Genomic DNA, 24,319 nt, shown 5'->3' on the forward strand with positions numbered 1-24,319 from the left:
GTTTGGGGGTGGCTGTAGCGCCTGCGGTGTGGTGGGGGTCGGGGCCGGGACGGGGGTGTCCGTCCTCGGTCTGGCGCGGAATCGGTTGGTTGGTTGGTGAGGGGTGTTGACGCGCCAGCCGCTGCGGGCGGACACCCCCGTCCCGTCCCCTTACCGCCGTGCGCGGGTGACGGGGGGCGCCCCCTCCGGCCGTGCGCGGGTGCCGGGAGGGGGCGGGCGGGGCATCCGTGCCTGTCCCGTCTCGTGTGTGGCTGTCGGCTTGGCGGAGAATGGCTGGATGGCTGGTTCGGGTGAGTTGGCGCGGCACTGGCAGTACGCCGAGTTGCCGGGGGTGGATCTGCTGCGGGCGCGGTATGTACGGAAGGCCTTCGTGCGGCATACCCATGAACAGTTCGTCATCGCGGCCATCGCCGACGGGGTCGAGGTCTTTCACCATCGTGGGGCCGATCAGTACGCGGGGGCCGGGACGCTGGCGCTGGTGAATCCGGATACGCCACACACGGGGCGGGCCGGGGTGCCCGAGGGGTGGCGGTACGGGGCCGTGTACCCGTCGCCGGGGGTGGTGGCCGAGATCGCTGCCGAGACGACGGCGATACGCGGGACGCCTGGGTTCGTCCGGCCGGTGCTGGATGATCCGTACGCCGTTGAGCTGGTGCATCAGGTGCTGCGGGCCGCGGAGGAGGGGAACGCGCTGGCCGCGGACACGCTGTTGCGGGTTGCCGTGACCCGGCTGCTGCGGTTGAACGGCGGGGCGCTTCCGCAGCGGAAGGTGCGGACGGCGGGTGCCCGGGTCGCGGCACGCGCGCGGGCCGTGCTGGAGGAGCGGATGGTGGAGCCGCCGACGCTGGAGAGGCTGGCCGGTGATCTGGGGACCAGTCCGTTCGCGTTGTTGCGGGCGTTCCGGGGGGCGTACGGGATGCCGCCCCATACCTGGCTCACGGACGCGCGGGTACGGCGGGTGCGGCGGTTGCTGGACGCCGGGTCCGCACCGGCGGAGGCCGCCGTCGCGGTGGGGTTCACGGATCAGTCGCATCTGAATCGGCACTTCACGCGGATCGTGGGGGTGCCTCCGGGCGCGTACCGGCGTGAGCGCAAGAACGTACAAGACGCTCGGGGCGGGCTGTACCTAACGTCCGGTGCGTGACGGAACAGACAGCTCTTGTGGACAAGCGTGACGGTGGGGACAAGCCCGACTCCGCCGTCGTCAGAGACGCGCTCGGGGTCGGGGTGGCCGTCGGGCTGTCCGGGTTCGCGTTCGGGGTGACCTCGGCGGGGAGCGGGCTCACGCTCCTGCAGACCTGTGCGCTCAGCCTCCTGGTGTTCACGGGAGCGTCGCAGTTCGCGCTGGTGGGGGCGCTCGCGGCGGGTGGGAATCCGCTGACGGCCGCCGCGGGCGCGTTCTTCCTGGGGGTACGCAATGCCTTCTACGGACTGCGGTTGTCGCAGTTGCTGGCCCTGCCGAGCGCGGTGCGGCCGTTCGCCGCGCACTGGGTCATCGACGAGACGGCGGCTGTGGCGCTCGCGCAGCCCACGCGGCGAAGCGTGCGGCTCGGGTTCACCGTGACAGGGCTCAGTCTCTACGTTCTGTGGAACCTCACCACACTGGTCGGCGCCCTAGGGGCCGAGGCCATAGGGGACACCGACACATGGGGGCTCGACGCGGCGGCTCCCGCCGTGTTCCTGGCGCTTCTGGCACCCATGCTGACGACCGGTGTCGAGCGGGCCGTCGCCGGGCTCGCGGTACTCCTGGGGCTCGGCCTGCTGCCGGTGCTGCCCGCGGGTGTGCCGGTGCTGGTGGCCGCGCTGGCGGCGCCGGTCGTGCTGTGGGCGCACGGGCGGCGCACGGACCCGGCCGCCCGGGGAGGGGACCGATGAGCGTCTGGATCGCGATCGGTGTGACCGCCCTCGGGTGTTACGTCGTCAAGCTCGCGGGGTTGCTCGTGCCCGCCGGAGCCCTGGAGCGGCCTCTTGTGAAGCGCCTCGCCGCGCTGCTGCCCGTGGCTCTGCTGGCCGCTCTCACGGCCCAGCAGACCTTCGCGGACGGGCAGGAGCTGGCGATCGACGCCCGGGCCGCCGGAGTCGTGGCGGCTGCCGTGGCGCTGGTTCTGCGGGCCCCCTTCCTGCTGGTGGTCGCCGCCGCGGTGGTGGTGACCGCCGCGGTGCGGGCCATGGGGGGATGAGGTGCTTGGTCAGCCCATGGGGCGCCCGTACGCGCGCAGGGTGCGCAGTGCCTCGATCGTCACCGCGGGGCGGGCCTCCAGGGCGGTACCAGGAGCCCACTGGCGCCAGCGGATCGGCCAGCCGCCGTCCTCCTGCTGTTCGCCGGCCAGGAAGTCCAGGGAGCGGGCCATCTCGTCGTCCGTGAACCACGAGCGCGCGAGTGACGTCGGCGTCTTCGCGTAGTCGTGCGGGAAGTGGTGCTCGCCGGGGGCGTAACCCGGCGCGACCGGGGACGCGTCGAGGCGGTCCGGGTCAAGCGCCACGAGCCGGTTCTCACGTACCAGGCGACCCAGACGGTCGGCGGCCGCCTCCGCGCGCGGGCGGTCGGGAACGGAGTCCAGGAAGATCACGGCGGCCTGGATCTCGTACGGGTGGGACCGCTGCATGGACTCCACGGCCTGCCAGCAGAAGTCTGTGGCCCGGAACAGCCAGGCGTGCCACACCTCGTTGCGGTGCAGGAGGCCGACCACCGGCCCGGTGGCGAGAAGTTCGCCCGGCGGGTCGTCCGGGATGGGGATGAACGGGGCCGCCGGATAGCCACGCTGGCTGGGATGAATCGCGGGCAGGGCGCCCTCCGGTGTGGTCACCGAGGTCAGATAGCGGCACACGCGCTCCACCCGCTGTCCCCCGCAGCGTCCGACGGAATCCAGGACCCGCAGGGCGTGGCCGGTGTGCAGGGGCTGGCTGACGGGACCGCGCAGATCGGGCTCCAGGCCGTGTCCGTACCCGCCGTCCGCGTTGCGGTAGGCGTCCAGTGCGGTCTCCACCGGGTCGGCGCTCGCGTTCAGGAAGTGGTATGCGAAGAGACGCTGTTCCAGCACGCGTGCGGTGAGCCAGACGAAGTGCTCGGCGCGTGCGAGCGGGGAGCGCGCCGAGGGCGTCGGGGGGAGTGGGGAAGCTCCTGTTTCGGCCATGGGTCAGACCGTAGGGCGGAAAGCGGTCTCGGCACGTGGACCCGGCTCAGGCCCACCCTCAGGGGCGGGATACTGGAGGCATGCGGTTGACGGTCTTCTGGCAGCGGATGGCGGATCACTTCGGTTCGGGCTACGCCGACACCTTCGCGCGCGATCACGTGATGACGGAACTCGGCGGGCGGACGGTGTACGAGGCGCTGGACGCCGGCTGGGACGCCAAGGACGTGTGGCGTGTGATCTGCACTGTCATGAACGTTCCGGGAGAAAGACGCTGACCGGTCGTGAACGTTCCGCGCGAAAAGCACTGATCGGTCTGGAAGATCGCCCCACGGAGGCCGATTGTCAGTCCGGTGGGCGAGACTTGCCCTGTGGCACCCACTGACGAGACCGACGACGAGGTCACCCAGCAGGCATCCCCGGCCGGCCCGACGCCGCCCACCCGGCCCCCGGCCGCAGGCGGCACCGGGCCGAACGCCCGCATGCCTCGCTGGCTGCCGCGCGCCATGGTGCTCGCCCTCACTCTCTTCGCCGTGTTCCAGCTGGGTAGTTGGGCCTTCCATCAGCTCACCGGTCTGCTGATCAACATCCTCATCGCGTTCTTCCTGGCCCTGGCCATAGAACCCGCGGTCAGCTGGATGTCCGCGCGCGGTGTGCGCAGGGGCCTGGCCACCTTCCTCGTGTTCTTCGCCGTGCTCATCCTGGCCGCCGGCTTCGTCACGCTGCTCGGCTCGATGCTCGCGGGCCAGATCATCAAGATCGTCGAGGATTTCCCGGACTATCTCGACTCGGTCATCCACTGGGTCAACACGCACTTCCACACCGATTTGAGACGGGTGGACGTCCAGGAAGGACTGCTCAAGTCCGACTGGCTGCGCAACTACGTCCAGAACAGCGCCACCGGCGTCCTCGACGTGTCCGGACAGGTGCTCGGCGGGCTCTTCCAGCTGCTCACGATCGCGCTCTTCTCGTTCTACTTCGCCGCGGACGGGCCCCGGCTGCGCCGCACGATCTGCTCCCTTCTGCCGCCCGCCCGACAGGCCGAGGTGCTGCGCGCGTGGGAGATCGCCGTGAACAAGACCGGCGGCTACATCTACTCGCGCGGCCTGATGGCGCTCATCTCCGGAGTGGCGCACTACGTCCTCCTGGAGGCTCTGAGCGTGCCGTACGCGCCTGTGCTCGCCGTCTGGGTGGGCCTGGTCTCGCAGTTCATCCCCACCATTGGCACCTACCTCGCGGGCGCGCTGCCCATGCTGATCGCGTTCACTGTCGATCCCTGGTACGCGCTGTGGGTGCTGATCTTCGTCGTGATCTACCAGCAGTTCGAGAACTATGTGCTGCAGCCCAAGCTGACCTCGAAGACCGTCGACATCCACCCCGCGGTCGCCTTCGGCTCGGTCATCGTCGGTACCGCCCTGCTCGGCGCCGTCGGGGCACTGATCGCCATCCCGGCGGTCGCCACGCTCCAGGCGTTCCTGGGGGCGTATGTGAAGCGGTACGACGTCACCGACGACCCCCGGGTGCACGGCCATCGAAGAGGGGGACCGGGAGAGGGGTTGTTCACGCGCGTGCGTGCGCTGTGGGGGCGGCGGCGGGGTGCCCAGGACTCGGCCGACGGCTCCTCCGGAGAGGGTGACTGAGGCCGCCTGACGATTGCGTGAGGCCGGACCGGTGCGTGAGGCCGGGCGGTGCGTGAGGCTCGACGCGTGACGGGTGGTGCGCTTGACACAAAAATCGAACAAGCGTTCTTATGGGGGTTCTGGCGAGCCTCTCGGATGGTCACTTCACCATGGTTTGGGCGGAGAAGTGACCGAGTTATCCACAGGCTGGACGAGCGTCGGGGCGCATTGTCAGTGGCAGGCGTTAGCGTCTTTGACGTGAAGCGATCGACTCAAGCAAATCGGGTGGAACCCATGGCAGGTACCGACCGCGAGAAGGCCCTCGAAGCCGCACTCGCACAGATTGAACGGCAATTCGGCAAGGGCGCGGTCATGCGCATGGGCGATCGGTCGAAGGAGCCCATCGAGGTCATCCCGACCGGGTCGACCGCGCTCGATGTGGCCCTCGGCGTCGGCGGCCTGCCGCGCGGCCGTGTCATCGAGGTCTACGGACCGGAGTCCTCCGGTAAGACGACGCTGACTCTGCACGCGGTGGCGAACGCGCAGAAGGCCGGCGGCCAGGTCGCGTTCGTGGACGCGGAGCACGCCCTCGACCCCGAGTACGCGCAGAAGCTCGGCGTCGACATCGACAACCTGATCCTGTCCCAGCCGGACAACGGCGAACAGGCCCTGGAGATCGTGGACATGCTGGTCCGCTCCGGCGCCCTCGACCTCATCGTCATCGACTCCGTCGCCGCGCTCGTCCCGCGCGCGGAGATCGAGGGAGAGATGGGCGACAGCCACGTCGGTCTGCAGGCCCGCCTGATGAGCCAGGCCCTGCGGAAGATCACCAGCGCGCTCAACCAGTCCAAGACCACCGCGATCTTCATCAACCAGCTCCGCGAGAAGATCGGCGTGATGTTCGGTTCCCCGGAGACCACGACCGGTGGCCGGGCGCTGAAGTTCTACGCCTCGGTGCGGCTCGACATCCGTCGCATCGAGACGCTGAAGGACGGCACCGACGCGGTCGGCAACCGCACCCGCGTCAAGGTCGTCAAGAACAAGGTCGCGCCGCCCTTCAAGCAGGCCGAGTTCGACATCCTCTACGGCCAGGGCATCAGCCGTGAGGGCGGTCTGATCGACATGGGCGTGGAGAACGGCTTCGTCCGCAAGGCCGGCGCCTGGTACACGTACGAGGGCGACCAGCTCGGCCAGGGCAAGGAGAACGCGCGCAACTTCCTGAAGGACAACCCCGACCTGGCCAACGAGATCGAGAAGAAGATCAAGGAGAAGCTGGGCGTCGGAGTGCGGCCGGAGGAGCCGACTGCCGAGCCGGGCGCGGACGCCGCGGTCTCCGCCCCCGCGGACGACGCCGCGAAGACGGGGCCCGCCCCGACGGCGACCAAGGTGGCCAGGACCAAGGCCGCGGCAGCCAAGAGCTGATCCGTGACACGGCGAACCGACTGGGCCGAGTACTCCTACCCGGACGCCCCGCGGAAACGCGGCGGAAGAGGCGTCAGGGGCTCCGCCGGACCGAGCGGCGGCGACCCTGCCCACGGTAGGGACGGGGAACCCGCTCGCGCGGCGTCGTACGGCGTGGACGGGTCGTACGACTCAGAGGCGGGCGGCGTGCCGCGCGGTGGACGGTGGCCGGACATACCGGAGGACGGGCCGGACAGCTTGGCGCACGGGCCGGACGGCGACTCGGCGTCGGGCACCGATTCGCCCGGCCACGGCTCACGCCTCAGGGGCGGTGCTCGCGGCGAGGGCGGCTCACGCGGGCGCCGTCGGCGCGGCCGCGCGGAGCCGTCCGGTGAGGACGGGGGTTCCTCTTTCTCGTCGAGGGCCGAGACGGGGGAGCCCTCTGCGGATCCGGTCGAGCGGGCGCGGGCGATCTGCCTGCGCCTGCTCACCGGGACCCCGCGCACGAGAAAGCAGTTGGCGGACGCCCTGCGCAAGCGGGAGATCCCGGACGACGCCGCCGAGGAGGTGCTGTCACGGTTCGAGGAGGTCGGCCTGATCAACGACAGCGCGTTCGCGGAGGCCTGGGTGGAGTCCCGGCACCACGGCCGGGGGTTGGCCAGGCGCGCGCTCGCCCAGGAACTGCGGACCAAGGGCGTCGACTCCACGCTGATCGAAGCGGCCATGACACAGCTCGACTCCGAGCAGGAGGAGGAGACCGCCCGCGAGCTCGTGGCCCGCAAGCTGCGCGCCAGTCGCGGCCTCGACCGGGAGAAACGACTGCGCCGCCTCGCGGGCATGCTGGCCCGCAAGGGCTACCCCGAGGGTATGGCCCTACGGGTGGTCCGGCAGGCACTTGAGGAGGAGGGCGAGGACACGGAGTTCCTCGGGGGCGAAGCGTTCTGAAGGATCCCCGGGTCCCCGGCGCCCGGGACTCCCGGCGCCCGGCCTCCGTGGCGACGCCCCCTGCGACGTCAGAGCGTCACAACGTCACCGGAAGCCCCGCCGCCCTCCACGCCTGGAACCCGCCGACCAGGTCGGTGGCCCGGTGCAGGCCCAACTGGTGCAGGGACGCGACGGCCAGGCTGGAGGCGTAGCCCTCGTTGCAGATGATCACGACGCGTAGGTCGTGGCTCGTGGCCTCGGGGGCGCGGTGGCTGCCTCGCGGGTCGAGGCGCCATTCCAGCTCGTTGCGTTCGACGACCAGAGCCCCGGGGACCAGCCCGTCCCGCTCACGCAGAGCCGCGTACCGGATGTCCACCAGCAGCGCGTCCCCGGCCAGGAGGGCGCTGTGCGCCTCCGGCGCCTCGATCCGTTCGTAGCCCGCGCGCACCCGCTCCAGCAACTCGTCTATACCGACGGGCTGTTCATCCGAGCCACGGACCCCCCGGTCCTCCCGCAACTCGTCAACGCCGGCCGGGCGTTCCCTCGTCCCGGCCGCCTCCAGCGTTTCGCTCCCGCTCGCCGCGGCTTCCGCACCGGTCACTGCCAGTCCTCCGGTCGCTCCACCTGCTCCAGCCGCAGGACCGGACCGTTGCGGCTGAAGCGGCGGATCTGCGGCAGGGGCGGGTAGTAGGCGTGGACGGAGATCGCGTGCTGTTCGACGGACTCGTTGAGTACCTCGTGGACGTGATGGTGGCCGAAGGCGCGGCCCTTGCCGACCGGCAGCCGGCGTTCGCGGTCCACGTCCTCGGCGAGTTCCAGGGTCTTCCAGCCGTCGGTGGGCAGCCGGGCGGCGAGGGAGTTCTCCTTGAGTTCACCGGCGGCGGTCACGAAGGCGCCGATCGAGTCGGCGTGGTCGTGCCAGCCCGTGCCGCTGCCGGGCGGCCAACCGATCAGCCAGGCCTCGCTGCCGCCGGGTCCCTCCAGCCGCACCCAGGTGCGGCCCTCCGGGTCGAGGGGCAGCGAGTCGACCAACTCGGCGTCAGCGGCCGTACGTCGTACGAAGTCGAGGAGTTCCGCCTGCGTCGGGGCGGAGAGAGCGGTAACAGTCGGGGATGCGGACACGGGCACCGTCCTGAGAGCGTTCGCGTGGGAGCGCGCTGCAGCGTCGAGCGGCGCGCGCGGAAGGGAAGGGATGCGAATCAGCAGGACGGGCGACACACGCAGCCCGCATAGCGGACGAGGTCCATATGGACCCTCCGCCACAGGCGCACACAGGTGTCGGTCATGATCCGGAGTAGACCACGCGCGTCCGGAGCGGTCAACTCATTGTCACTATGTGGACGCGCCGTGACGTGGGCACATGAACGGCCCGCTCCCTCGCCCACCTCACCGCGAATCCCCAGGTACGTCAGCGTGACCCGGCCCTGGCCCCCGCCTCCGCTCCTGCCTCCGCTCCTGCCTCCGCCTTGGCGGGGCCCCCGATCGCCGCCTCGGCCGCCGCGTACAGGTCCGCCGCCCGGACCCCGGTGAGAGCCGCGGTCAGGTGACCGTCCGGTCGTACGAGAAGGACGGTGTGGGGAGCGGCGCCCGGGTACTCCTCGGCGACCAGCAGTTCCGCGGGATGCGGCAGCGCGGACACCGCGGCCGCCAGCCGGGGCATGATCCCGGCGCTCACCCAGTGCTTGCGCTCCCACACACCGGTGCCCGGCGCGACCAGGACGACGAGCAGCGCGCCGCGGCCCAGGCGGTCCCTCAGCCGTACGAAGGAACCGTCCTCCGCCGTGACCTGTACATCGGTGACGGACGCACCGGGTTCCGTGTCGACGGGCGCCTCCCCTTCAAGGTGCCGGGGAGCGAGCGGTGAGTCGGCGTACGCCCCCGGCGCACCCAACACCCCGCGGCCCAGATGACCGTCCGTGAGCAGTGCGTCGTGGCCACGGGCCGCACCGGGAACGTAGGCGCGCAGACCCCCGCCGCCACGCAACAGCGGCAGCGCCTGATCGGCGGCGCGCAGCCGGGCGGCGACCACCGCGCGCCGTTCCGTCTGGTAGCTGTCGAGCAGTGCCTCGTGCGGCCCGTGGTGCCAGGCCAGCGCCAGCTTCCAGGCGAGGTTGTCGGCGTCCCGGAGCCCCTCGTCGAGTCCTTGCGTGCCGAGCGCGCCGAGCAGGTGCGCCGCATCCCCGGCGAGGAAGACGCGGCCCACGCGCCACCGCCGGGCCAGCCGGTGATGGACCGTATGGACGCCGGTGTCGAGGAGTTCGTAGGGCGGCGTCGGGCCGTCGGTCCAGCCCGCCAGGGTCTCCCGGACGCGAGCCACCAGCAGTTCCGGCGTGACGAGGTCCTTGCCGGGCGGCAGCAGCCAGTCCAGGCGCCACACCCCGTCGGGCAGGGGGCGGCCGGTGATCTCGCTGGTGGAGGGGCCGGAGGTACGCCACGGGGGCATCCGGTGGAGCAACGCCTCGTCGGGCCGGGGAAGTTCGGCGCGCAGCGCGGCGACGGCGTGCCGTTCCACCGCCGTACGGCCCGGAAAGCGGATGTCCTGGAGCTTGCGGACGGTCGAACGGGGGCCGTCGCAGCCGATCAGGTAACTGCCGCGCCACCAGGTGCCCGTGGGGCCACGAGTGTGAGCGGTGACGCCCGAGGGCTCCTGTTCCACGGCGTCGAGACGGCTCTCCGCGGCGATCTTGACGAGTCGTTCGCCGGCGAGCGCGGCGCGCAGGGCGCCGGTCAGCACGTGCTGGGCGATGTGCAGGGGGGCGGGGCCGGCGTCGGCGGCCGCCTCCGTGCCGGGGGCGGCTCCGGGAGCGTCGAAAGAGACCTCGCGCATCACCTGCTTGCGCCGCAGCGACCGCCATCCGGCCCAACGGGCGCCGACCTGGGCGAGCCGCCAGCCGGTCAGCCGCTCCATGAGGGCGGCGGTGTCCTCACGCAGCACGACGGTGCGTGCGAGGCGGGGTTCGTCCTTGCCCGGCCCCTCGTCGAGCACGACGGACGGCACGTCCTGACGCGCCAGCGCAAGGGCGAGCGTGAGCCCGACCGGCCCCGCTCCGACGATGATCACCGGATCCACGGCGCGGCGCCCCCTGCTCGCGGTGTCATCTGGCGGGAGGCGGGCGAACAGGCAGGTGGAGCAGGGTGCACGATCACAGAACGTATGCAACCCATTGCCAGTGCTTGCGTCAAGCGACGGTGGACGCGGCATGGCTGACCGTGTCCCGGTGGGTGAACACGGCGGTGTCCTGCCTGTCCCGTGTGAGCGGGACGAGCAGGACACCGGATCCGGCCTTGATGAAAGGATCACACAGCGGGCTACTTCGCCGGGCGGGCCTTGTCGCCGTCAGTCGGGCCGGTGGGCCCTTCGGTGACGTCGAGGACCTGCGGCTGCTCGGCGGGCTCGGCTGCCGCGGCCACCGCGACGCCGGTCTTCGTGCGGCGGCCGCGCCGTTCCAGCCAGCTCGCGAGCGAGGACAGGGCGAGGCACATCGCGATGTAGATCGCGCCGACCACGATGGTGACCGCCGTGAACGGGTTCTCGCCGTTCACGATGATGTTGCCGGCCATCGTGCGCGCGGCGTACAGCAACTCCGGGTACAGGATGATGTAGCCGAGCGAGGTGTCCTTGAGGGTGACGACGAGCTGACTGATCATCGTGGGCAGCATGGAGCGCACCGCCTGCGGCAGCAACAGCACCGTCATGACCTGGTACTTGCGCAGCCCGAGCGCGTACGCCGCTTCCACCTGTCCGCGCGGCACGGCGTTGAATCCGGCGCGGAAGACCTCGGCCTGCACCGAACCGTTGTAGACGGTCAGGCCGATGACCAGGCCCCAGAAGCCGGTGTTCTCGCCGATGACACCGAGGTCGCTCTTGTAGGTCAGGAACAGCACCCACAGGGCGTAGATCGTGATCAGCAGGGGCACCGCACGGAACACCTCGATGAACGTGGCGGCTGCCCAGCGGACCGGCTTGTGGTCGGACACGCGCGCGACCGCGAGCAGCAGTCCGAGGACGAGGGACAGCGCGCCGGCGACGGCGAACACCTTCAGGGTGGTCAGTACGCCGTCTCGGATGTTGGCCCGCACACCGGCGTTGTTGAAGATGTTCCACACGTCGGGGTCCAGCTGGCCCTTGGCGTGCAGCCGGTACACGGCGAAGACGACCAGGCCGGCCACGGCCAGGGAACCGACGACGGTGTAGAGGCGGTTGCGCAGACGGGCCTTGGGGCCCGGCGCGTCGTACAGAACGCTCGAACTCATCGTGCGACCCCCAGGCGGCGCTCCAGCAGCCGGAAGAGACCACTGATGGAGAAAGTGATGACGAGGTAGCCGAGGGCCACCCACAGGAAGATCCAGGCGATGGCGAAGCCCTGGTCGCTGAGCAGCTTCTGCACGCCGAACAGTTCGGTGACGCTGAAGGCGCCCGCGATCGCCGAGTTCTTCGTCAACGCGATGAAGATGGAACTCAGGGGCGGGATGACGGTGCGCGTGGCCTGCGGCAGGACGATCATTCGGAGTGTCTGCGTGAAGGTCATGCCCAGCGAGCGGGCGGCCTCCGCCTGCCCCACGGGCACGGTGTTGATGCCCGAGCGGATGGCCTCGCAGACGAAGGCCGAGGTGTAGAAGCCCAGCGCCAGCAGGGCCTTCGTCCACGGGCTGAGGCCCGGCACGAAGATCACCGGGACGACGAACCACGCGACGAGGAAGAGCAGGGTCAGTGGGGTGTTGCGGAAGAGGGTGACCCAGGCGGTGCCCAGGAGCCGCAGCGGAGGAACGGGCGAGACGCGGAACCCGGCGATGATGACACCCAGCACCAACGCGAGGAGTCCGCTGGCGAGAGTCAGCAGGACGGTGCCGATGAACCCCTCGCGGAATTCCGCGAGATGGTCGAGCAGTACGTTCACGGAGTAGGTCCTCGTGGGCGGCGTACGGGCAAGGGAGGGGCCGTCCCGGGCACACGGGGTGCGGGCACCCGGGACGGACGGATCATGCGGCCACGGTCAGCGGCGGCGGGCGTTACGCCTCACCGGCGCCTCAGTAGCGCTCGACGGCCGGGGGCTCCGTGTACGCCGAGCCGGACAGGCCGAGCGTGGCGTCGTACGCCTTCTTGTAGTCGCCGTTCTTCTCGTGTGCCTCGAGGGCGTCGTTGACCGCGTCACGCAGGGTCTTGTCGCCCTTGTTCATGCCGACGCCGTACGGCTCCTGGGTGAATGGCTTGCCGACCACCTTCAGCTTGGTCGGACGCTGAGCGGCGTACCCCTTGAGGATCGCGTCGTCGGTGGTCACCGCGTCGACCTCGTTGTTGAGCAACTGCTGCACGCACTCGGAGTACTTGGACAGCTCGACGGTCTTGGCGCCGTACTTGGGCTTCTTGATCTCCTGAAGCGGAGTCGAACCCTTGATGGAACAGACGGTCTTGCCCTTGAGCGAGTCGGGGCCGGTGATGCCCTTCTCGTCCTTGCGGACGAGCAGGTCGGCGCCTGCCTTGAAGTACGGGCCCGCGAAGCCGACCTGCTTCTTGCGCTCGTCGTTGATCGTGTAGGTACCGACGTAGAGGTCGACCTCGCCCTTGGAGATCGTGGTCTCACGGACGTTGGAGTCGACCGTCTTGAACTCGATCTGCGAGGGCTTGAACCCGAGGTCGGCCGCGACCATCTTGGCGATCTCGATGTCGAACCCGGAACGCTTGCCGTCGGTGTCCTCGAAGCCCAGGAACGGCTGGTCGTTCTTGGCGCCGATGACGAGCTTCCCGGCCTGCTGGGCCTTCTTCAGCGTGGGGGAGTCGATCTTCACGTCCGAGGCGACGGTGTACGTCGGAAGCTTCGGCTGGTTCGCGCCACCGGTCTCGCCGGGCGTGTCGCCGGCGTTGCCGGACTCGCCACCACAGGCCGAGACGGTCAGCGCGAGGACGGCGAGGACTGCCGCGGATGCGGACTTGCGGAGCTTCATGGAGAACATCCTTTGTCTGTGAGGGGTGCGGACCGTCAGGGATGGGGACACAGGTCGACAACCGTGGTGCGACCTCGGTCGTGCGCCGTCAGTGGTGCAGGATCTTCGAGAGGAAGTCCTTGGCGCGGTCGCTGCGCGGGTTGTTGAAGAACTGGTCCGGCACAGCCTCTTCGACGATGCAACCGTCGGCCATGAAGACCACCCGGTTGGCGGCCGAACGGGCAAAGCCCATCTCGTGGGTGACGACGATCATGGTCATGCCGTCACGGGCGAGCTGCTGCATGACCTCCAGGACCTCGTTGATCATCTCCGGGTCGAGCGCCGAGGTGGGCTCGTCGAAGAGCATGACCTTGGGGTCCATGGCCAGGGCCCGCGCGATGGCGACACGCTGCTGCTGGCCGCCGGAGAGCTGTGCGGGGTACTTGTCGGCCTGCGTGGCGACGCCGACCCGGTCGAGCAGGGCGCGCGCCTTCTCCTCGGCCTGCTTCTTGTCAGTCCGCCGGACCTTGATCTGGCCCAGCATGACGTTTTCGAGCACCGTCTTGTGCGCGAACAGGTTGAAGGACTGGAACACCATTCCGACGTCGGCGCGCAACCGCGCCAGCTGCTTGCCCTCCTGGGGCAGCGGCTTGCCGTCGATGGCGATCGTGCCGGAGTCGATCGTCTCCAGGCGGTTGATGGTGCGGCACAGGGTGGACTTCCCGGACCCGGAGGGTCCGATGACCACGACGACCTCGCCGCGGGCGATCGTGAGATCGATGTCCTGGAGCACGTGCAACGCGCCGAAGTGCTTGTTGACACTCTTCAGGACGACCAGTTCTCCGGTCGCGGCCACATCATCCTTGGCCACCGATACTTCGGTCATCGCTCTAAGGCTCCGTCCTCCTCGGTTTCGGAGGACCTTAGTGACCCCGCGCGACCAGCGTCATTACATCTGAGGGGAATCTGAGCATCACGATCCGATAGCAATCGGACACATGTTGTAGCACTTGTGACCTGGGCGCGTATCGGCCGGGTAACGGAAGGCGCGCGTGACCGGAACCCTCTTGACGCCGTCCGCGTCATCGGCGTGACTGCACAGGGCGTGCACGCGCGCGTGCACGCGTTTTATACACATTCAGATGGTACGTCCGATGAACCGGAAGGAGCCCGGGTGAGACTTCTCCTCGTCGAGGACGACAACCACGTTGCCGCCGCACTGTCAGCGGTCCTGGCGCGACATGGTTTCGAGGTCACCCACGCGCGCAGTGGCGAGGAAGCCCTCCAGGCGCTCGTCCCTGAGGGCGCGGGCTTCGGCGTCGTCCTGCTCGACCTGGGCCTGCCCGACCAGGACGGCTACGAGGTGTGCGGCAAGATCCGCAAGCGCACCGCCATTCCGGTGATCATGGTCACCGCCCGTGCGGACGTCCGCTCCCGCATCCACGGCCTCAACCTCGGCGCCGACGACTACGTGGTCAAGCCGTACGACACCGGCGAACTGCTGGCCCGTATCCACGCCGTCAGCCGGCGCACCGTCCCGGAGGAGACGCCGGGCGGCGGCGAGAGTGTGCTGCGCCTCGGTCCGGTGCACATCGAACTGCCCACCCGCCAGGTCAGCGTGGACGGTTCGGTCATCCAACTGACCCGCAAGGAGTTCGACCTGCTCGCGCTGCTCGCCCAGCGCCCGGGAGTGGTCTTCCGCCGGGAGCAGATCATCAGCGAGGTGTGGCGCACCAGTTGGGAGGGGACCGGGCGCACCCTGGAGGTGCATGTCGCGTCCCTGCGTGCCAAGTTGCGCATGCCCGCCCTGATCGAGACCGTACGAGGCGTGGGCTACCGGCTCGTCGCCCCGGGCTCGTAGCGGGGCCGGGTGCGCACACGTCTTCTCCCGCTGCTCATCATCCTGATGGCGGCCGTGCTGCTGGCGCTCGGCGTCCCCCTCGCCGTCAGCGTCGCGGGCGCCCAGCAGCAGAAGGTGGTCGTCGACCGGATCGACGACACGGCACGCTTCGCGGCGCTCGCCCAGTTCGTCACCGACACCCCTGGCGAGTCCAACGAGCGCCAGGCGACCCTGAGCAGCGAGCTCACCAGCTACTTCGAGGTCTACGGCATCCAGGCCGGCGTCTTCTACGCGAATGCGCGCACGATGGCGAAGGCGCCGTCCGGCTTCGCCCTCCCCGAGAAGGGCCTGGTGCGCGACGCGTTCGCCGAGGCGCTGCTCAGCCGGCGCAGCCACGACCCCCACCAGGTGTGGCCCTGGCAGCGCGACCGCCTGGTCGTCGCCTCGCCGGTCATCCGGGACGGCGATGTCGTCGCGGTGGTGGTCACCGACTCGCCCACCGGGCCGATGCGGTCGCGGATCCTGCACGGCTGGCTGGTCATCGGCGCCGGCGAGATCGCCGCGATGCTGCTCGCCGTCGGCGCCGCCCTCCGGCTGACGGGCTGGGTGCTCAGGCCCGTGCGCGTCCTGGACACCACCACCCACCTGATCGCGAGGGGCGCCCTGAAGTCCCGGGTCGCGACCGCCGGCGGGCCGCCGGAACTCCGCAGACTCGCCCGGTCGTTCAACGAGATGGCGGACAACGTCGAGGACGTCCTGGAGCAGCAGCGCGCCTTCGTCGCCGACGCCTCGCACCAGTTGCGCAACCCGCTCGCGGCGCTGTTGCTGCGCATCGAACTGCTCGCCTTCGAACTGCCGGAGGGCAATGAGGAGATCGCCTCCGTCCAGACCGAGGGCAAGCGCCTGGCCCAAGTCCTCGACGACCTGCTCGACCTGGCCCTGGCCGAGCACACCGAGGCGGACCTGAGGGTCACCGACATCGGCGCGCTGACCGCCGAGCGGGTCGCCGCCTGGTCACCGACGGCCGAGGCCAAGGGCGTACGACTGGTGGGTGACTGCCCGCCCACCACCGCGTGGGCCGACCCGGTCACGCTCTCCAGCGCGCTGGACGCCGTGATCGACAACGCGGTGAAGTTCACGCCCCAGGACGAGACCGTGCAGGTCACGGTCGCCTCCGACGGCGACACCTCCACCGTCGTGGTCAGCGACCACGGCCCAGGTCTCACCGACGAGGAACTCGCCCGCATCGGCGACCGCTTCTGGCGCAGCGGCCGCCACCAGAACGTGAAGGGCTCCGGACTCGGCCTGTCCATCTCCCGGACCCTGCTCGCGGCGGGCGGCGGCTCGATCTCCTACGACCACCACGAGCCGCACGGGCTGACGGTCACGGTGAGGGTGCCGCGGTCGGGCCCGGCGACGTGAGGTGGGGTACGACGTACTCGTCGTCCCGTCCACGGCGTCCGCGCGGGACCGGCCACGGCTCGGGTGGGATTCATCGCGCGACGGGCGGGCGGGTCTTCGTACGTCCGCGCTCGCGGTGACGGTACGTCACGTGCGTACGGGCTACTACGGTTTGACGGAGCGGTAGTAGCGCCGGGCGCCGTCGTGCAGGGGCAACGGATCCGTGTAGATCGCCGTGCGCACGTCGACCAACTGGGCGGAGTGAACTTGCTCGCCGATGCGGTCCCGGCTCCTGATCACGGTCCGGGTCAGCCACTCGGTGAGCCTCGGGTCCAGGTCCGCGCGCGTCATCAGCAGGTTGGACACCGCGATCGTCGCGACCGTGGACCCCTTCTGCACCGAGGGATAGGCCGACGCCGGCATGTTGGTGGCCCGGTAGTAGCGGCTCGCGCCGCCCTGGTCGTGCAGCTTGGTGATGAGGTCGGCGCCGATCGGCACGAACCGGAAGGGGAAGGTCTTGGCGAGTGTCGTCAGTCCCCCCGTCGGCAGCCCGCTCGACCAGAAGAACGCGTCGATCTCGCCCCGTTCCAGCTGGCCCGGGCCGGTGTTGATGCCGTCGGGGAACGGGGTGATGTCCTTCTGCGCGTCGATGTTCGCCGCCTTGAGCACCCGGTCGGCGATCAGCCGCACCCCTGAGCCGGACGGCCCTATGGCAACGCGCTTGCCCTCCAGCTGAGCCACCGAGCGGATGGGGGAGTCGCGCGGGACGACGAGCTGCACGTAGTCGTCGTACAGCCGCGCCACACCGCGCAGCTGGTCGGCGCCGGCACCCTTGTCCAGTTGGTACGTCTCCACCGCGTCGGCGGCGGCAATGGTGAAGTCGGCCTGCCCGGTCGCCACGCGTTCGACGTTCACCTGTGAGCCGTCGCTGTCCTCCAGGCGGACCTTCAGGCCCGGCATGTCCTGGCCGAGCGCGTCCTTCAGCAGCTCTCCGTACTTCTCGTACACGCCGGCCGCGGTCCCCGTGCTGAACTTGATCCTCCCGCTCGGCGGCTCCTCGCCCAGGGGCAGCAGCCACCACAGCAGCAGCCCGAACGCGACGAACCCGGCGGCAGCGCCCTGCAGGGCCCGGCGCCTGCTGATACGGGGGAGGCCTGTGGACATGCGCGCGATCCTGCCAGCCGGGACGCGGTGCTGACCAGGGGACGACGGGGACGGGGGCGGGGAGGCGGGCCCGGGGAGGGGCCGGGGGCCGCTTCCCGCGGCGCGGAGGGTGAAGGCCGGGGGCCCCGCGGCGCGGGAGCGGAGGTGGGGCTTCCCGTAGCGCGGGGGCGGAGGCCGGCGCTCCCCGCGGCCCGGAGGGTGCCGGTAGACGGGCGCGCCGCGGGCTTCTGTGGCGGGCGGACCCCGAGCCTCAGTCGCGGACCGACGCTCCCGCCCCCGCCCCCGCCGTGCGTGAAGAGCCTTCGGACGCCTGCGGGCTGTGACCGAAGTGGCGGGCCCACCGGGAAGCCAGGGGCTCCGTGAAGCGGGCGGTGAGCGGGCCGAGGACGACCAGGATGAGGACGTACGCCGTGGCCAGGGGCCCCAGCGAGGGCTCGATGCCCGCGCCGACCGCCAGCCCGGCGATGACGATCGAGAACTCGCCGCGCGCCACCAGGGCGCCGCCCGCCCGCCAGCGGCCCTTGACGGAGATCCCGGCCCGCCGGGCCGCCCAGTACCCGGTGGCGATCTTCGTGGCGGCGGTGACCAGCGCCAGCGCGAGCGCGGGCAGCAGCACCGGCGGGATGCTGGCCGGGTCGGTGTGCAGTCCGAAGAAGACGAAGAACACGGCGGCGAAGAGGTCCCGCAAAGGGCTCAGCAGGGTGTGCGCGCCCTCGGCGACCTCGCCGGACAGCGCGATGCCGACCAGGAACGCGCCCACCGCGGCCGACACCTGGAGCTGCTGTGCGACACCCGCGACCAGAATCGTCAGGCCCAGCACGACCAGGAGCAGCTTCTCCGGATCGTCGCTGGAGACGAAACGCGAGATGAGACGGCCGTAACGCACGGCCACGAACAGCACCAGTCCCGCCGCGCCCAGCGCGATCGCGAGGGTGAGGCTGCCCGCCAGCAGCCCGGCCCCGGCCACCAGCGCGGTGACGATCGGCAGGTAGACCGCCATCGCCAGGTCCTCCAGAACGAGGACACTGAGGATCACCGGGGTCTCGCGGTTGCCCACCCGGCCCAGGTCGCCGAGGACCTTCGCGATGACCCCGGACGACGAGATCCAGGTGACACCGGCGAGGACGACCGCGGCCACCGGCCCCCAGCCGAGCAGCAGCGCCGCCGCCGCGCCGGGCAGCGCGTTGAGCGCGCCGTCCACGAGCCCGGCCGGATAGTGCGACTTGAGGTTGGTGACCAGGTCACTGGCCGTGTACTCCAGCCCGAGCATCAGCAGGAGCAGGATCACGCCGATCTCGGCACCGGTGGCGACGAACTCCTCACTCGCCCCGAGCGGCAGCAGACCGCCTTCACCGAAGGCCAGCCCGGCCAACAAGTACAGCGGAATCGGGGAGAGGCTGAAACGGGCGGCGAACCGGCCGAGCAGGCCGAGGCAGAGGATGATGGAACCGAACTCGATCAACAGAACCGCGGAGTGCACCGGCTCACTCCCGACCGAGTATCGCGGCGGCGGCGTCGACGCCCTCACGGGTGCCGATCACGATGAGGGTGTCACCGCCGACGAGCCGGAAGTCCGGCGCCGGCGAGGGGATCGCCTCGGTCCGCCGGAGCACCGCCACCACGGAGGCGCCCGTCTCGGTCCGCATCCGCGTGTCGCCCAGGACACGGCCGTTCCACCGGGAGGCCGCCGCCACCTCCACCCGCTCGGCGACCAGTCCCAGGTCGGTCGTGTACAGCAGGCTCGGACTGTGGTGGGACGGCTTCAACGCGTCGATCAGCGTGCCCGCCTCGGCGCCAGTCAGACGCAGGGACTGCGCACAGGAGTCGGGGTCGTCGGTCCGGTACACGTTCACCGTGCGGGCGCCGTCGCGGTGCGCCACCACCGACAGATGGCGTTGTTCCCGGGTGACGAGGTCGTACTGGACCCCGATACCCGGCAGCGGCGTCGCCCTCAGGCGTGGAGCAGACACGTTTCTTCCCCTTGTTCGTCGTCGCGTCTTCGTGGTCGCGCGTTCGTCGTCGCGCGTGAAGTGCGTGAAGTGTGGGTGTGGCGGCGGCTCGGGGCGCTCGATGATCACGCCTACCCGGTCTGCATGCTGTCACCCACCCGTACGGTGGCGATATGGGTGCTGTCACGGATATACGCGGCCGACGCAGGGCTGGGAGGCTGCTGGCAGCCGCTCGGCGCACGCAGGAGTCGGGGCAAGAGCCGGGGGACGGACCGGGCAACGCCGACGGGGACGGAAGGGGCGGAAGCAGGACCGTGTCGCTGTTCTGGCGGATCTTCTCGCTCAACGCCGTCGGTCTGGTCGCGGCCGCCGCGCTGCTGCTGGGCCCGGTGACCGTCTCGACCCCCGTCCTGCCGGAGGAGGCGCTGGCCGTCGTCGTGGGCCTCGCGGCCCTGCTGGCCGCCAACGCGCTCGTGCTGCGCGTCGGCCTCGCCCCTCTCCAGCGGCTGGGCCGGGCCATGGCCACCGCCGACCTGCGGCGCCCCGGGGCCCGCGCCCCGGTGGCCGGTCCCGCCGAGGCGGCCGCGCTGATCACGACGTACAACACCATGCTCGACCGTCTGGAGAGCGAGCGTGCCGCGGGCGCCGCCCGGGCGCTGTCCGCCCAGGAGCGCGAACGGCAGCGCATCGCCCGCGAGCTCCACGACGAGGTCGGACAGACCCTGACCGCCGTCCTCCTCCAGCTCAAGCGGGTCGCCGACCGAACGCCCGAGGAACTGCGTGACGAGGTCGGCCAGGCGCAGGAGGCCACCCGCGCGGGCCTCGACGAGATCCGCCGGATAGCCCGCCGGCTGCGCCCCGGCGTCCTCGAGGAACTCGGCCTGGCCAGCGCCCTGCGCTCGCTCGCGGCCGAGTTCACCACCCACGGCCTGACGGTCCGCCACCACATACCCGGCGACCTGCCCCACCTGACCGAGGAGTCCGAACTCGTGCTCTACCGGGTGGCCCAGGAGGGCCTCACCAACACCGCGCGGCATTCCGCCGCCGACCGCGCGGAAGTCCGGCTGCGGCCGGTGCCCGACGGCGTCGAACTCCTCGTACGCGACAACGGCAAGGGCCTCGACGGGGCACCGGAGGGATCCGGCATCAGCGGCATGCGCGAACGCGCCCTCCTCATCGGGGCCGCGCTCTCCCTCGAACCCGCTCCGGTACGGGGCACCGACATACGGCTGTGCGTCCCCGCCGCGACCGGCGGCCACTGATGGCGCCCCCGACGCGGGCCGCGCCCCCCATTCGCGTGCTGCTCGCCGACGACCACACGCTCGTACGCCGAGGAGTGCGCCTGATCCTGGAGGGGGAGCCGGACCTCACGGTCGTGGCCGAGGCCGGTGACGGGGCGGAGGCGGTCGAGCTGGCCCGCGCGGGTGACGTCGATCTGGCCGTCCTGGACATCGCGATGCCCCGGATGACCGGCCTGCAGGCGGCCCGTGAACTCTCCCGCCGACTGCCCGGCCTGCACATCCTCGTCCTCACGATGTACGACAACGAGCAGTACTTCTTCGAGGCCCTCAAGGCGGGCGCCAGCGGCTACGTCCTGAAGTCCGTGGCCGACCGTGACCTCGTCGAGGCGTGCCGGGCGGCCGTACGCGACGAACCGTTCATCTACCCGGGCGCGGAACGGGCCCTCGTCAGCTCCTACCTGGAGCGTCTCCAACGCGGCCATGGCCTGCCCGAGCGGGCCATCACCGAGCGCGAGGAGGAGATCCTCAAGCTGGTCGCCGAGGGCCACACCTCCAAGGAGATCGGCGATCTGCTCTTCATCAGCGCCAAGACGGTCGAACGGCACCGCGCGAACCTTCTGCAGAAGCTCGGTGTGCGCGACCGGCTGGAGCTGACCCGCTACGCGATCCGGGCCGGTCTGATCGACCCGTGAGCTCTCACAGGAGCGCGTCCCAGTCACCCTCGAAGCCGGTCGCCTGAAGGGCGATCAGGTCCAGCATGTCGTCCTGCGGTTGTGGCGCGCCCGGTCCGGGCAGCGGCTGTTCGGTCCAGATGCACTTTCCGGTGGGCGTGTAGCGAGCGCCCCACCGGCCGCAGAGCGCCGTGATCAGCTGCAGCCCCCGTCCTCCCTCGTCGGTCTCCGTGGCCCGGCGGATGCGCGGCATCGTCTGACTGCCGTCGAAGACCTCGCAGATCAGCTCGGCGGCGTACAGCAGACGCAGCTGGACCGGGCCCCTGGCATGGCGCACCACATTGCCGACGAGCTCGCTGACCAGGAGCTCCGCGGTGGGGGCCAGATCGTCCAGGTTCCAGGCGGTGAGTTGCTCGCGGACATGACGGCGGGCCTGTCCGGCCGCTTTGGGTTCCCCGGGCAACGGCCAGGAAGCCATCCGGTCGGAGGGCAGGGAGTGCAGGCGGGCGACGAGGACCGCCGCGTCGTCCGCCGCCTGCTGGTCGCCGGGCAGGAGACCGGCCGTCAGTGTGTCGCACAAGCGTTCAAGGTCCGTCGCGGTGCCGTCCTCCTGGGCCGCGCGAAGCATCCGGGCCAGCTCCGTCATGCCCTCGTCGATCTCCCGCGTCGCCGACTCGACCAGGCCATCGGTGTACAGCACCAGCAGGCTGCCCTCGGGCACCTGCAGCTCGACCGTCTCGAACGGCGGCTCCGCGGCGCCCAGGGGCGGATCGGCCTCCAGCTCCGGGAAGTGCACGGTCCCGTCGGGATGGACCAGGGCGGGCGGCGGATGCCCCGCGCGGACCACGGAACACACCCCCGTGGTGGAGTCGTAGAGCGCGTACAGGCAGGTGGCGTACGACGACTCGCCCATGCCGCCGACGATGTCGTTGAGGTGCCCCATGATCTCGCCGGGAGCGAGCTCCAGATCGGCCAGGGTGTGGACGGCGGTGCGCAGCCGGCCCATGGTGGCCGCCTCGGGCAGTCCGTGCCCCATGACGTCGCCGACCACCAGCGCGACCTGTCCGCCGGAGAGCGGGATGATGTCGTACCAGTCGCCGCCCACGTCCGCGCCCTGCCCGGCCGGGAGGTAACGGGCGGCGGCCGTGCACGCCGGCAGGTCGGGCAGCTCCTGGGGGAGCAGACTGCGCTGGAGCTCCCGGGACCGGGTGTGCTCGGCGTCGTAGAGGCGGGCCCGCTCCAGGGACTGGGCCACCAGGGCGCTGATCGTGGCCAGCAGCGCGCGTTCCTCGTCGGTGAGCAGCCGCGGTCGGTCGAAGGTCACGACGCACACACCGAACGTGTGACCGGATGCCGTCAAGGGCAGGAAGGCCCAGGCCTGCTTGTCGGAGCGGTCCACCAGGGAGGCCAGTTCGGGGTAGCGCGCGGCGAACTCCCGTGGGGTGGACAGGAACAGCGGTGTGCCGGACGCGATCGTGTCCCAGGCCGGGTCACGCGACGCGCGGGGGTGACTGTCGAGGATGGCGAGGAAGTCGTGCGGGTAACCCACGGCCCCGACGTGGTGGAGCCGGTCTCCCTCGACGACCTGGACCAGCAGGCCCATGGCGGCGAACGGCGGCAGCACGCGCCGGGCGACCACGTCCACGACGTCCTGTGAGGTCGTCGCCGTGGCGAGCTCCGCGGTCAGCTCCCCGATCCGGGCCGCCCGCTCGACCGCGGCGCGCTCGGCGGCCTCACGTTCCTCCGCCAGCCGGCGCGTCTCGGTGACGTCGGTGAAGTAGACGGTGCGGCCGTCGGGACCCGGCACCAGCCGCAGGTGGTACCGCCGCCCGGAATCCCGCGTGTGCACGTCGAAGCCGACGGGCTTCTCCTCGGCCGCGGCCTCCCGGCAGCGGCTCTCCAGGCCGGGGACCTGCCGAGCGGAGGGCAGGTCCCACAGCAGGCGCCCGAACAACTCCTCCTCCGAGAAGCCCAGGAAACGTTCCGCCTCCACGTTGGCGAAGGTGATCCGCCACTCGTCGTCCACCGCCAGGAAGCCGTCGCTCATGTGCCGCAGCGCCCGGCTGAGCGCGTCCCGGGCGGTCCGCGACTCGTTGCTCTCCCAGCCCACCCCGATCATCCGCAGGGGTTCGCCCTGCTCGTCGTACGTGGCCCTGCCCCGGGCCCGCGTCCAGCCGTACGTGCCGTCCAGGCGCCGTACCCGGTACTCCGCCTCGAACACGGTGTGGTCGAGGATCGCCCGCTGGGCCGCCGCCAGGGTGGGGGCCAGGTCGTCGGGGTGGACGATCCTCATCCAGTTCTCGATCTTGCCGGTGAAATCGGCCGGCCGGGTGCCGTACAGCTCCAACGCGGCCTCGTCCCAGATCAGCTCGCCGCTGCGGACGTCCCAGTCCCACGACCCGACCTGGACCTCCTTCAGGGCCCGCCGCAGGCGCTCACCGCTCAGCTCCGTGTGCGCGGGCCCGGACGGCGGCGGTGCCTGGGCGATGCGGTCCTCGGTCCAGGCGACCACGGCCCGGAGGAAGTCCCACTGCTGCGGGGTGGGCTCGCCCCGCTCGCCCACCAGCACGGTCAGCGCCCCGATGCTGCGTCTGCCGCTGAACACGGGGAGGGCGGCGAGGCCGGTGCCGGGCCAGGTCAGGTCCGCGGCGTCCGCCTCGGGCAGGGCCGCGGCGGCAGCGGGGGCGGTGTCGCCGGAGCTCATCGGGGCCCACACGCCACTGCCCTGATGGAGCGCGCGGGCCGGGGCGAGTGGTCCCTCCTGGTCGACGATCTCCCAGGAGCGGGTGAGACCGGGAGGGAGGCCGACGGCCGACACCAGGCGCAGCGCGGACATCGGGCCGCGCAGGTGCATGGTTCCGCCGAGTGCGCCCAGCTCGCCCACCGCGTGCTGCAGCGCCAACCGGAAGATCTCGCTCTCCGGGACACCGGGGGCCACCGTACTGAGCAGAGCGAGCCGTGCGTTCATGCAGGGAACGTATCGTTCCCTTTCTGCTTCGAAACCTGCTTCACAGATTCTCACCAGCGCATTCCCGCCGTGACCATGCATCAACGGA

Annotated in this window: 23 protein-coding genes and 1 pseudogene; 11 read left to right on the forward strand and 13 right to left on the reverse strand. The window is 70.8% G+C overall.

Going from position 1 to position 24,319, the window contains the following annotated elements:
• Positions 1–277 precede the first annotated feature (277 nt).
• The 3 genes and pseudogenes from ABZ027_RS28165 to ABZ027_RS28175 all read left to right on the forward strand — a co-directional run.
• Positions 278–1,111, forward strand: a pseudogene (locus ABZ027_RS28165) (AraC family transcriptional regulator); the annotation flags it as partial.
• A gap of 29 nt (positions 1,112–1,140) precedes the next feature.
• On the forward strand, positions 1,141–1,875 hold the full coding sequence (locus ABZ027_RS28170) for an AzlC family ABC transporter permease (protein ID WP_356773158.1): 735 nt from the start codon (positions 1,141–1,143) through the stop codon (positions 1,873–1,875).
• Positions 1,872–2,180 carry an AzlD domain-containing protein gene (locus tag ABZ027_RS28175; RefSeq protein ID WP_356773160.1) on the forward strand — a complete coding sequence of 103 codons (309 nt, stop codon included), beginning with the start codon at positions 1,872–1,874 and terminating at the stop codon, positions 2,178–2,180. Before ABZ027_RS28170 ends, ABZ027_RS28175 begins: the two co-directional genes overlap by 4 nt.
• A gap of 9 nt (positions 2,181–2,189) precedes the next feature.
• Here ABZ027_RS28175 and ABZ027_RS28180 read toward each other — a convergent pair whose 3' ends face one another.
• Positions 2,190–3,134, reverse strand: a complete 945-nt coding sequence (locus tag ABZ027_RS28180) for a hypothetical protein (protein WP_356773162.1) — start codon at positions 3,132–3,134, stop codon at positions 2,190–2,192.
• 80 nt (positions 3,135–3,214) lie between these two features.
• On the opposite strand from ABZ027_RS28180, the gene ABZ027_RS28185 reads away from it, so the two are divergent.
• The 4 genes from ABZ027_RS28185 (at position 3,215) to recX (ending at position 7,096) form a co-directional block, all read left to right on the forward strand.
• Positions 3,215–3,409, forward strand: coding sequence for a DUF3046 domain-containing protein (locus ABZ027_RS28185; protein ID WP_356773164.1), 195 nt, complete (start codon positions 3,215–3,217; stop codon positions 3,407–3,409).
• 93 nt (positions 3,410–3,502) lie between these two features.
• Positions 3,503–4,771, forward strand: a complete 1,269-nt coding sequence (locus ABZ027_RS28190; RefSeq protein WP_356773166.1) for an AI-2E family transporter — start codon at positions 3,503–3,505, stop codon at positions 4,769–4,771.
• A gap of 273 nt (positions 4,772–5,044) precedes the next feature.
• Positions 5,045–6,172, forward strand: coding sequence for a recombinase RecA (gene recA, locus ABZ027_RS28195; RefSeq protein WP_356773168.1), 1,128 nt, complete (start codon positions 5,045–5,047; stop codon positions 6,170–6,172).
• Between the two features lie 3 nt (positions 6,173–6,175).
• Entirely contained in the window at positions 6,176–7,096 is a 921-nt protein-coding gene (gene recX, locus ABZ027_RS28200; RefSeq protein ID WP_356773170.1) for a recombination regulator RecX, read from the forward strand.
• A 76-nt stretch (positions 7,097–7,172) separates the two neighbouring features.
• On the opposite strand, the gene ABZ027_RS28205 is transcribed toward recX, so the two are convergent.
• The 8 genes from ABZ027_RS28205 to ABZ027_RS28240 form a co-directional block, all read right to left on the reverse strand.
• Entirely contained in the window at positions 7,173–7,592 is a 420-nt protein-coding gene (locus ABZ027_RS28205; protein WP_356773264.1) for a rhodanese-like domain-containing protein, read from the reverse strand.
• A gap of 80 nt (positions 7,593–7,672) precedes the next feature.
• Positions 7,673–8,203: a cysteine dioxygenase gene (locus ABZ027_RS28210; protein WP_356773172.1), complete on the reverse strand. Its 531-nt coding sequence runs from the start codon at positions 8,201–8,203 to the stop codon at positions 7,673–7,675.
• A gap of 71 nt (positions 8,204–8,274) precedes the next feature.
• Positions 8,275–8,361, reverse strand: a complete 87-nt coding sequence (locus ABZ027_RS28215; protein WP_313960178.1) for a putative leader peptide — start codon at positions 8,359–8,361, stop codon at positions 8,275–8,277.
• 122 nt (positions 8,362–8,483) lie between these two features.
• A complete protein-coding gene (locus ABZ027_RS28220) occupies positions 8,484–10,145 on the reverse strand; it encodes an FAD-dependent monooxygenase (protein WP_356773174.1) in 1,662 nt (553 codons plus the stop codon).
• Positions 10,146–10,384: 239 nt separating this feature from the next.
• On the reverse strand, positions 10,385–11,329 hold the full coding sequence (locus ABZ027_RS28225; RefSeq protein WP_356773176.1) for an amino acid ABC transporter permease: 945 nt from the start codon (positions 11,327–11,329) through the stop codon (positions 10,385–10,387).
• Positions 11,326–11,973, reverse strand: coding sequence for an amino acid ABC transporter permease (locus ABZ027_RS28230; protein WP_356773178.1), 648 nt, complete (start codon positions 11,971–11,973; stop codon positions 11,326–11,328). The genes ABZ027_RS28225 and ABZ027_RS28230 overlap by 4 nt, the downstream gene beginning before the upstream one ends.
• Before the next feature lie 130 nt (positions 11,974–12,103).
• The gene (locus ABZ027_RS28235) at positions 12,104–13,018 is read right to left on the reverse strand and encodes a glutamate ABC transporter substrate-binding protein (RefSeq protein WP_356773180.1); all 915 of its coding nucleotides are present in this window, start codon (positions 13,016–13,018) and stop codon (positions 12,104–12,106) included.
• Between the two features lie 88 nt (positions 13,019–13,106).
• A complete protein-coding gene (locus ABZ027_RS28240) occupies positions 13,107–13,883 on the reverse strand; it encodes an amino acid ABC transporter ATP-binding protein (RefSeq protein ID WP_356773182.1) in 777 nt (258 codons plus the stop codon).
• Between the two features lie 288 nt (positions 13,884–14,171).
• Here ABZ027_RS28240 and ABZ027_RS28245 point away from each other — a divergent pair, with 288 nt between their 5' ends.
• The gene (locus ABZ027_RS28245) at positions 14,172–14,858 is read left to right on the forward strand and encodes a response regulator transcription factor (RefSeq protein ID WP_356773184.1); all 687 of its coding nucleotides are present in this window, start codon (positions 14,172–14,174) and stop codon (positions 14,856–14,858) included.
• A 9-nt stretch (positions 14,859–14,867) separates the two neighbouring features.
• On the forward strand, positions 14,868–16,259 hold the full coding sequence (locus ABZ027_RS28250; RefSeq protein ID WP_356773186.1) for a HAMP domain-containing sensor histidine kinase: 1,392 nt from the start codon (positions 14,868–14,870) through the stop codon (positions 16,257–16,259).
• Positions 16,260–16,403: 144 nt separating this feature from the next.
• On the opposite strand, the gene ABZ027_RS28255 is transcribed toward ABZ027_RS28250, so the two are convergent.
• The 3 genes from ABZ027_RS28255 to ABZ027_RS28265 all read right to left on the reverse strand — a co-directional run bounded on the left by ABZ027_RS28255 (position 16,404) and on the right by ABZ027_RS28265 (position 19,372).
• Positions 16,404–17,402 carry a TAXI family TRAP transporter solute-binding subunit gene (locus ABZ027_RS28255; RefSeq protein WP_356773188.1) on the reverse strand — a complete coding sequence of 333 codons (999 nt, stop codon included), beginning with the start codon at positions 17,400–17,402 and terminating at the stop codon, positions 16,404–16,406.
• Positions 17,403–17,652: 250 nt separating this feature from the next.
• Positions 17,653–18,882, reverse strand: coding sequence for a cation:proton antiporter (locus ABZ027_RS28260; RefSeq protein WP_356773190.1), 1,230 nt, complete (start codon positions 18,880–18,882; stop codon positions 17,653–17,655).
• Positions 18,883–18,886: 4 nt separating this feature from the next.
• Complete coding sequence (locus ABZ027_RS28265; RefSeq protein ID WP_356773192.1) at positions 18,887–19,372, reverse strand: TrkA C-terminal domain-containing protein; 486 nt, start codon at positions 19,370–19,372, stop codon at positions 18,887–18,889.
• A 293-nt stretch (positions 19,373–19,665) separates the two neighbouring features.
• On the opposite strand from ABZ027_RS28265, the gene ABZ027_RS28270 reads away from it, so the two are divergent.
• Both ABZ027_RS28270 and ABZ027_RS28275 read left to right on the forward strand, forming a co-directional pair.
• Complete coding sequence (locus ABZ027_RS28270; RefSeq protein WP_356773194.1) at positions 19,666–20,613, forward strand: HAMP domain-containing sensor histidine kinase; 948 nt, start codon at positions 19,666–19,668, stop codon at positions 20,611–20,613.
• A complete protein-coding gene (locus tag ABZ027_RS28275; RefSeq protein WP_356773196.1) occupies positions 20,613–21,284 on the forward strand; it encodes a response regulator transcription factor in 672 nt (223 codons plus the stop codon). Before ABZ027_RS28270 ends, ABZ027_RS28275 begins: the two co-directional genes overlap by 1 nt.
• A 4-nt stretch (positions 21,285–21,288) precedes the next feature.
• On the opposite strand, the gene ABZ027_RS28280 is transcribed toward ABZ027_RS28275, so the two are convergent.
• Positions 21,289–24,231, reverse strand: a complete 2,943-nt coding sequence (locus ABZ027_RS28280; RefSeq protein WP_356773198.1) for a SpoIIE family protein phosphatase — start codon at positions 24,229–24,231, stop codon at positions 21,289–21,291.
• Positions 24,232–24,319: the final 88 nt, after the last annotated feature.

The sequence above is a fragment of the Streptomyces sp. NPDC006332 genome, from assembly GCF_040612855.1.
In the GTDB taxonomy this organism is placed as follows: domain Bacteria; phylum Actinomycetota; class Actinomycetes; order Streptomycetales; family Streptomycetaceae; genus Streptomyces.